The organism is Marinilabilia salmonicolor JCM 21150, assembly GCF_000259075.1.
In the GTDB taxonomy this organism is placed as follows: Bacteria; Bacteroidota; Bacteroidia; order Bacteroidales; family Marinilabiliaceae; genus Marinilabilia; species Marinilabilia salmonicolor.
In genome coordinates, this window is sequence record NZ_AJKI01000006.1 from 50,435 (window position 1) to 60,107 (window position 9,673).

At 40.6% G+C, this 9,673-nt stretch carries 5 protein-coding genes; 1 reads left to right on the forward strand and 4 read right to left on the reverse strand.

The window, feature by feature from the left end; translation table 11 throughout:
- Positions 1–354: 354 nt before the first annotated feature.
- Positions 355–3,840: a LamG-like jellyroll fold domain-containing protein gene (locus tag W7W_RS0105110; RefSeq protein WP_010662753.1), complete on the reverse strand. Its 3,486-nt coding sequence runs from the start codon at positions 3,838–3,840 to the stop codon at positions 355–357.
- A gap of 1,187 nt (positions 3,841–5,027) precedes the next feature.
- Here W7W_RS0105110 and W7W_RS0105120 point away from each other — a divergent pair.
- On the forward strand, positions 5,028–5,480 hold the full coding sequence (locus tag W7W_RS0105120; RefSeq protein ID WP_010662754.1) for a S24 family peptidase: 453 nt from the start codon (positions 5,028–5,030) through the stop codon (positions 5,478–5,480).
- Positions 5,481–5,999: 519 nt separating this feature from the next.
- Here the strand turns inward: W7W_RS0105120 and W7W_RS0105130 are convergent.
- Genes W7W_RS0105130 through W7W_RS0105140 form a run of 3 tightly spaced genes read right to left on the reverse strand, consistent with a single transcriptional unit; the run spans position 6,000 to position 9,095 of the window.
- Positions 6,000–6,758 carry a LytR/AlgR family response regulator transcription factor gene (locus W7W_RS0105130; RefSeq protein ID WP_010662755.1) on the reverse strand — a complete coding sequence of 253 codons (759 nt, stop codon included), beginning with the start codon at positions 6,756–6,758 and terminating at the stop codon, positions 6,000–6,002.
- A 3-nt stretch (positions 6,759–6,761) separates the two neighbouring features.
- Entirely contained in the window at positions 6,762–8,531 is a 1,770-nt protein-coding gene (locus W7W_RS0105135) for a tetratricopeptide repeat-containing sensor histidine kinase (RefSeq protein ID WP_162097977.1), read from the reverse strand.
- A gap of 36 nt (positions 8,532–8,567) precedes the next feature.
- Positions 8,568–9,095, reverse strand: coding sequence for a hypothetical protein (locus W7W_RS0105140; RefSeq protein WP_010662757.1), 528 nt, complete (start codon positions 9,093–9,095; stop codon positions 8,568–8,570).
- Positions 9,096–9,673: the final 578 nt, after the last annotated feature.

The following is a 9,673-nucleotide window of genomic DNA, read 5'->3' on the forward strand; positions in this document are numbered from 1 at the left end:
AAATTCCACCTCTTGTTTGAGGTTTCTGTGTCGTTATACAGGGTTCATTAGCGTTTGTTGGGAAGCTTTGACGAACTGCTGTTAGGCTCTTGATAAATGGAAATCTTTTGAGGATAAAAGTAAAGGAGACTTTTAATAATTTAAGGAGAGGGTGGATTTTGGAGAAGGGAATTAGTTGAACAGGCAGAAGGCAGAAGAAACAATCAAAAAAGCCCCGCTTCCAACGTTTTGGAGCGGGGCTTCTTAACTTCACAGGGTTAATTGTGATGAGGTGGCCCCCTAAATCCCCCCAAGGGGAACTTTTCCGGAAGCTTTTATTGTATTGATCAATTTAACAACATCAAAATGTCGTGATTACCTAATAACCTTTTGGGTCTTAACAGTACCTCCGGCATTTACACGAACCACATAAACGCCATTCTCTGAAGGCAACGCTATTTCCGTTTCTGTATCTCGGGTATTCTTATTGGTAATCTGTCGGCCGTTAACATCCAATACATGAATGACTGCTTCTGAAGATTGAAGCAATTCAGGACTAATCCTTACCGCAGCATAGTCCTTTTTCCCAATTATTTGAATATTTAATGCATCGTCAACGGACTCTTCAATATCAGTAGGAACTTTTTGAACTTTGGATAAATGCAATACAAACCGATCATGATCATCCCCCATGATACGAGGATTATAAGCATACTCGCTCACATCTCTCATATTAATCCATGAGCTTAACTCTTTATCTTCAAGCACCACATCATAAGCATCTGTAAATTCCCTTACATCAACAGACAACTTAACTTCTCCTTCTATCCTGTTACGAACACTTAATGGAATGGAATAAGCGGTTCCTGAGAGCTGTGGCAAACTGTTAATTGCAAGAGGAGTGCTATTTAGCATGGTATATAACTCCGGAATCGCTTTTGAATCATTAAACCGTTTATCACTATCAAAACTATCTCTACCTGGATCTCCAGCATTGTTAAAGAAAATTACCGCTCCATCTACTGTTTTATCGTTTACCGCCTTAATTCTTAATACATCCATTTCTGAATTATTAGAGGATCCTGCACTCTTTAACGGTAATGCTCCGGTATGCTTTACTTTGGAATTCTCCGATACAGTAAAAGTAGCATTGCTTACATCCGCCTTAATCCAAACAGTTTGATAAGGGGCAATATAACTTTCGTTCTCTATTGAATAGCCGAGTTCCTCTGGATCTATTGCTGAAAAAAATGTATTATAGGTCTGCCAGGTTCTATAAGTCTCTCCATCAAATCCTGTTCGACTAACCCTAAACCACATTGTTTGTGCAAAGTCCAGTCCATCACGGTTCTCAGCCTCTAAAATATCCCAGTCAATTGAAGTAGCATAGGGATTACCAAGCAGGTAATAATCCGGTTGCCCATAAGTAAAAGATATATTTCCCTTGTTTAAAGTACCCGAATAATCCAATTGTTTGTCCTGATTATAATACCAGGTACTTACTCCTTCAAGTGGATTCAATGCAATATCTCCAACAACTCTCAACCATTTATTCTTTCCTCCGCTTTCTCTTAATACAAACACCCAGTCCTCTGCATTCGGATCATTATTCAAATTTCCAAACCACTCTGCTCTGGCATTTGCAAGCGGAGAACTTAAGTACCAGTAATAATCCTTCGGTACAGTCAATTGAATTCTGGTTCTTCCCTCAGGAACAATCACATCTCCTAAGTCCATAAAAGTTATCAACTGGTCGTAGGTGTTTTTTAATATCAGGCTATCTAATATGGTAAGAGATGCATTTTCTGAGATTGTAAATTGTGCGCCGGGTTTTATTTCTAAAGAACCGATTTTCGAGATTGAATTAACATTAACAACTTCATTTTCCGGGATTATTGCTCTGTTTGAACTCCATGGTGATTCAAGAGTACCCCAACTCCAATTGTCGATAGTATTAAAGTCAAAATCACCAGCAGTTCCAACCCATAAATAGGGAACAGAAGAAACTACAAATGATTCAGCAGTAACACCGATTAAATTGGCACTATTATTAATATTTGAAATATTCTTCAAATTGTTTCCAATTATACCTTCATTAAACTGGAAATAAGAAATTAAATTCACTGGCTCCCCAGTTACAGTTGAAAACATATTGTTTTGGATTTCTTCCTGCGTTCTGGCTATATCCCAAACTCTTAGTTCGTCCATACTACCTATAAAAGGGTCATCGCCTGTTGTGACATCACCTCCAATGGCAAATGAAGCATTTGGATTAGAAAATTGGGAGCCGGTTGTTATCGGCTCAGAAGCAACAACTTCCCCATTAACAAGAAGACTCATATCTGTAGAGTTTGCCACTCCGGCAACATGTATCCATTGCCCGTTGTATAACCATGGAGTACTAACACGGTCATCACTTTCTACCATAAAAACCAATTCATTATTCTCTACAAAGACCATAGCGTCTCCGATCTGACCGAATATTCCCATTAATCCGCCATTATAAGACATCTTGATCCATCCTTCAATGGTGAATTGTACGGGATCTGCTAAAACAGGATTGTCAGTTGCAGCTTTTGCACCATAAAAGTTCAATTGATTTCCAGCATCCTCTGAAACCTCCTCACTAACAAAATTCATCAAATAATCCTCAACTTCACCGTACGCAACATTTCCACAAGCATATAATACATCTTGCTCTTGATGCGCAAGTTTTATCCTCATACCCACCAGACCTGATTTAAAACCCTCAGGCAAAGAAACTGTTTTTCCTCCTATAGGTTTACCTTCAGTTCCAGTAATGGTTAACGCATGCCCAGCTTCTTCAAAGACTCCATCATTGTTCCAATCTAACCAAACGGTCATATGTGTTGTACCCCAAGAACTATTCTTTTTTGCCCACGCAACATTATCACCTGAAACCTGGATAAAAACAGAACTATCATTATTAATTGAAATCTCAGGAACAATATTGGTGAAATTGGAATAGTTGGTATTTTCCGAGGGATTAACAAAGTTATCTCCAATTTGAACTTCGGAAATATGCCCATTATACCAATCTTGAGCTTCAGCCGGACAATTAACGATTATATATCTGTCTATTGAAATTGTATTAGAACCTATCCCATTATCAACAGTAAGAGTTACAGAATATAAACCTGATTCATCAAACTTCACAACAGGATTGGCTGAATTTGGAGATGTATTTTCAAGAAAAGTAATATTTCCGGATGGATCAAATTCCCACTTAAAAGAGTTTGGTGCTTCTGATGAAAGATCAAAAAAACTAACCTGACCTCCTTCTTTAATATAACGAACATCAGAAGTAAATGCTGCGACAGGCTCACTTGTTGCAGTATGACTTGTTACTTTGATATCATCAAAATATCCTCTTGCCTGATTATTCGTGGAAGTAAAGTTGATTTTTAACCGAAGTGAACTAACATCCCAGTCATCTTGTGTTAAGGTAATAACATAATTTTGCCATTCATTTTCAGCCTGAAGAGTTGCAATGTCTAGATCTAAACCTTGAACATTTCCCCATTCATTAATATCTTCAACTAGACCAATATTCAATGAGTTAATCTGAGCCTGATTATTAATACCAGTATTCTGGAACCTAAATCTAATCTTAATTTGATCTGAATTCGCCCAATCTAAATCTACTTTTTCAGAATAATACAGTCCGTCTTTCGCTTCAAAGTAATCATTTTTTATATCAGCCCCGCCGCCCCAAACTTTAAACCAGTCATTTAAAATCCAGCTCTTCCCATCAAAATTCTCTTCATAAATTACTGTTTGGCTAAATAATGAATTTAACCCCATCAACAGCCCAATCAATACTATGTAAAACTTCTTCATATCACTAATATTTAAACCCTGTCAAAAAGAAAATCATCACATTTTGAGATTTTGCTGTGCAATTATACACGCGCGAGGCGATTTGGTTAAATACCTTTGAGGAATGAATATGGAATATTGATGAATAGCGACAATCTACGGACAAAAGTACATATAACGTTTTTATACATTTGTGTACAAAAAACAATTACAGCCACACATAACTCTATTTTTCAAATCTTTAGCATTGCTTCACAAAACATGTGGAAACCTCATACAAGATAGAGGATGAAGTTGAAATTTAGGATGAGAAGGAGAAGGACTTAACAGACAGAACTTATTATAAAAAACTAACTTACAGTAATTTAGAAAACCCCAAGACACACAATCCACTAATTAATTGATTTTCAATATTTTAATGAAAGCCAACCACGCATTTCTCCGACCCTTCTTCGTACCTTGTTCGGGTCTTCTTCGGGTCTTGTTCGGCTTTTCTTCGACTCTATAGAACCGAACAGCAGTCGAAGAACAGTCGAAGCGGGATCGAACGAGGTACGACGCAGAGTCGGAGAAGGCTCCCGGAGGTGTCGAACAAGTGTTAACATGAGGATATTGAGAACAGGATTCGAAAAAGCCTATTTATTTTTTCCATGGTTCTTCGGAGAGGCTTTGAAACAAAATGAGGTTATCAACCGTGCTTTAGCCGGGTATTACCGTTAACCGGGAAGTGTTTGCTGCAGCCGGCTTCAAACCGGATTTTCAATCACATAACGGATTTCTTGTCTTTTTTAAGTAGCCGGCTGAAGCCGGCTATTCCGGTATTTTGTTTTGTATAAGAGTCCCCCCGCTGAAGCAGGGGGCTATTCTCATAATTCCCTTTTCCTGTCAACCCCTTTTGATTTCTACAAAAAGCCGGCTGAAGTCGGCATAAACAGAATCTTGTTCCGCATAAAAAGCCCACAGCTAATGCAGGAGCTATTCTCAAAATGTCTTTTCCCTGAAAAACCCTGATGTTTTTGGCATTAGGGCTAATTCTGTCCCAAATTCACAAAAACATACGACACCTCCAGCATCGAAATTCTATATTTTGCACAATCTATAAACATAAGAGCCCCTTCCCATCTCTAACAAAAACAACTATCCAAAAAGTCCCCCTTGTGAGGATTTAGAGGGCCTTTTTTTCTCTATCTTAGCACCAAACCACCATCATGACAAAAAACATCAACCAATACCGCCAGTGGATTGACCAGTTGCTCGATGAAGGCCGCACCGTACAAGTGCCGGTTTACGGTATGAGTATGTTTCCCATCCTGATGCCACGGGATACGGTACAAATCAAGCGTATCACTTTTGAGGAGATGAAACCCGGTCAGGTTCTGGTTTTTGAGCAAAACGGGCAATGGGTGGCCCACCGGCTGGTTAAAAAAATCACGAAAAACCAAACCCTAATCACCCGTGGCGACGGACTCCCATACAGTGATGCACCGGTTGATGCCAACAGAGCCAAAGGCATCATTACGAAAGTCATAAAAACACGTTCTCCCTTTGCCCGGAGCATCAATACAAAGATTGATCAATTTTTGGTCGGGGTCGCCCCGGTAACAGGCTGGTTTTTTTGGACAGCAGGAAGAATTGTGAGCTGGGGATTGCAGATTAGATAGAGACGCACGATCGTGCGTCTAATAATCTATTGTAACCGTGCGTCTAACAACCTATTGTATATAATATTACATTGATAAATAATTCATTGATAATTGAACATTGAAAAATTGTTTTATATTTGAAAAGAATAGTGTCCTAAACATTTTCCCAAAAGGGATTTCATCCCTTAAACCCTGAATTACTTTTTTTGTCTTGACACAAAAAAAGTAATCAAAAAAAATTATTTCATGATTATTGCTACGTTCGACAATATTCAAGCAAGCTTGATATTGTTCTCACTAAACGCAATAATTCAAGACTTAGCCAGCTTTCGCTCTAAAAACTACGGTTCTTTCATCGTAATCGTCAAAACTCATCTCGCTTGCTGCGCGCACGAGATTCAAACAGAGACGATTTTACGATAAAACAACCTTGTTTTTAGGCTTACCTGCCAAGGTCGAATCCAACAAGACCGCCTTCGTTCTTAATAGCAAAAAAAATAGTACAATCTCAGTTCACAACCGGTCTCACGCACTAATCTATATAACTCTAAAATGCTTAAAAACCTTCTCCTGGGCTGCTCGTGTTACAGGAATCCGCGTCTTATCGATAAAAAGTGTATTGCCTTCAAAGCCGGTTACATTGGAAAGATTAACAATAAATGAGCGGTGTACCCGCATGAACTCTTTTAGCGGAAGTTTTTCTTCGAAGTTTTTCAACACCACAGAGTAGGTATACTTCTCTGTTTTGGTATGGATGGTGGTATAGTTGCTCTCTGCTTCGAGCCAGAGAATATCGTTAAAATTCACTTTGTGGTAGCTGGTGCTCTTTTTGAGAAAGAGACAGCCGGGCATTTGTAATACATACTCCTCTTTTTCCTCCTTCTCCTCATTGGGTTCGCCACTTTGCCGGCCATCATCACCATAAAAGTTCTGAAGCGCCATATCCACCGCTACTTTTACCTGACGGTCGTTGAACGGTTTGAGCAGATAGGCTGCAGGATTTACCTGGCGGGCCATCTCCACCACTTCATGATTGGCCAGTGAGGTAAGGAATACAAAAGGGATGTGAAACCGTTCGTTGACGATCCGGCCAAGGTCAATACCGGTTTTGGATCCACGCAGGTTCACATCCACCAGCATAATATCGACCTTATTTTCGTCAAGCCAGGCGATGGCTTCCTCTACATTGTCGATTTTCTCTGCCACCTCATAGCCCATGTCCTCAAGGCGCATAGCTATGTCTTCGGCGATCATGAACTCATCTTCGACGATGAGAATGGTAATCTTGTTGCTCATGCATTATTTCTGTAGTTTGTCTGAACTCATCGATAACTCCCACCGGCAGCCATGGTCGTTGGTCTGGGTGAGGTCACCCTGCAACTGCCTGATTAGAGAATGAACCAGCTTCATACCCAGCGAGCGACTCTTTTTGAAATCGAACTCTTCGGGAATTCCCGGCCCGTTATCGGCTATTATCAAGTGCAATTTATCATTTTCTTCTTTAAGTGCCACATCAATGCGCAGCTTGCTTTCGCCCGATGCATATTTCAATGAGTTGGTCAGTAACTCATTGATGATGATTCCCAGCGGGATGGCCAGATCGATGTACAATTTTGCCGAGGAAAGATCCAGATGTAAGTCCACTTCTTTGCCGAAACCGTAAACCAGATTGTCCACCAGTTCTTTGATGTAATCGGCCAGTCGAATGTGGGTATCTACATCTTCGCGATACAGTTTCTGATGGATGAGCATCAGTGCATCGATGCGGCGGCGGGCAGCCACCAGTGCATCGGCAGCAGGTTCGCCACGGAACTGGGCGGCCTGCAACGAAAACATGCTCGATACCATCTGAAGGTTGTTTTTTACCCGGTGGTTCAGCTCTTTCAGCAGCAGGGCTTTCTCTTTTTCCCGTTTTTCTATAATGTCTTTTTGTTCGGCCACTTTTTTGTAGGCCCGCTTACGCAAAATTTGCAAACGATAAAGGATGGAAAGCAACACCAACAGGATAAAAGCACTCACAGAAAGAACAGTTACGGTGCGTCGCTTACTCTGATTCTCCACCTCCAGAATACGGATATCGGCATCTTTCCGGTCGAGCCAGTATTGACTCTCCAGTTGTTCTGTCTTACGAACGTTCTCGATATTTACCAGACTGTCGTGGTAAACTTCGTATTGTTTTCGGAGCTCCAGCGCATCCTGAAAGCGTCCGGTTTGCTCATAAAACCGGGACAAATCTTTACTGATGTCCCGGATTTGTTCTTTTAGTTTTTCACGCTCTGCCATTTGCAGGGCGTCATGCAACAGTTCCTCTCCTTTCGCCTTTTGCCCCTGCCGGATGTAAATCTGTGCCAGCTCCGACTGATAAACCGAGGTGGAGTAATAGTCGCCCATTTCACCCAGAATCCCCATGGCAGACTTCAGCAGTTCGATGGCTTGATCCTCTTTGTTCTGGGTAGCATATACCATCCCAAGGTTACCCCGGGCATAGCCTTTAACCATTTCTACATAATCATTATTTAGCTTTTGATTTAACTCCAGGCACTCCTCAAACAAAATGGCAGCACTGTCGGCATTGCCATCCAAACGGTAAGTCTCACCCAGGTTGATCATGGCAAGTACTATATTTGTTGAATCCTTGCGTTGCTGAAAGGAATTCAGGGCCTGGGAGATGTAGGTTATGGCTTTAGGATAATTATTTTCAGCACCAAAATGAGTACCTATTTGTAGTTGTAAGGCCCCTGTTCGGTTTGAAAGATTTTGTTCATCGTAAATCCGCAATGCCCTAAAAGAATAATTGATAGCAGAAGAATAATCTCCCAAGTCCCTTTTACAAAGAGAAATCCTTTCATAGCACTTACCAATCAATATTAAAAAGCTATTCTGTTCGGCTAAATCAAGAGCGGAACGGGCAGCCAACATAGCTTCAACCGGCTGTCCATCCAACCCTCTTGATAAATCTAGAAGCAGCTCTACTTTAGTACTATCACCCATCTCCAAAAGATGAATCTTCCGTACGCTTTTTTCAACTACTATCTCCGTGGAAATAGTAACCTGAAAAAGCCCGGACACAACGAAGATTATTAAAGTACTTAAAAGAATTTTCATTTAATCTCCATCACCGCTTTCATTCTTAATAAACGGATCAATCATCGCCATTTTATCAGCCCCTCCAATTCTAAAAAATATTAGATAAAAAATATTTTCCTTCAATTTTATCTTTTCAGGAGTAAAAACAGAAAAATTATCATCCTTCGTGGGCTTCACAATCAAATGGCCATCAAGGGTAGCTTCACATCGGGTGCGTTCCAGGTCAAAAATTTTGCCCCAATCCTTCCTTTTGGTAATGGTAGGCGTAATCAAATCCATATTGATTTCACCATTAATTTCCCCGGTGGATTGGTCGAAAAGAGTAACAGGGTACTTTTTGGAATTAGAGACCAGCGTAATCACGTACTCGGTATCGGATTCCAACGGTAAAATTTTATTGCCTTCCCATTTTATATCGGGAGCATCAATCTTACAGAAATCATCGGCTACCAAAGGTTTAGAAGCTGTCCCCCAGGTGGGGTCTTTACCAAAAAAATTAATCAAACTGTCGGTATCAACAGTGACTTTAATTGTCTTTTTCTTCATAGTAAATAGTTTTAAGTCAGGTATGGTGTGTTAATTGACCGTGAATTTATCTAATAAAATGGTAAAATAAAATTTTTGGGCGGATTAATCGAATGAACAGGAAGGGGGAGAAAGAGGTGGAAAGGTGAGAGGGAGGCAAGGTGGGACGGTGGAGGCTAGTGTGGCAATTACGAAATTCCTTCACTAATTTCAAGCGCTTTTCCCCTTTCTGCTTCGCTGGGGTTTTTAACCGTAGCTACGGCTACGCTTTTCAAACCCCGTCTGACATAAAGAGAAAAATCACATAAAATATAAGTTAACTAATTTAATAACTGACACACTAGGGTTGGAGATTCTTCGCAAGCTCAGAATGACACCCGACTGATTGTCATTCTGAGGAGCTACGACGAAGAATCTGTCTTGTGTTTCCTAAGGGGATGTATCTTTCAATCTTGAAAACCCCCAAACCTCACAGATTAGGGATGAAAGCTGAAGCCGGGAGAAGATAAAACCATCCACATCTGTCACCACTGCCGTGGCTTTATTCTTCTTTTGAGTAGTTGTTATTACCATACTATCGCCCGTCTCCGGGGGGGGGG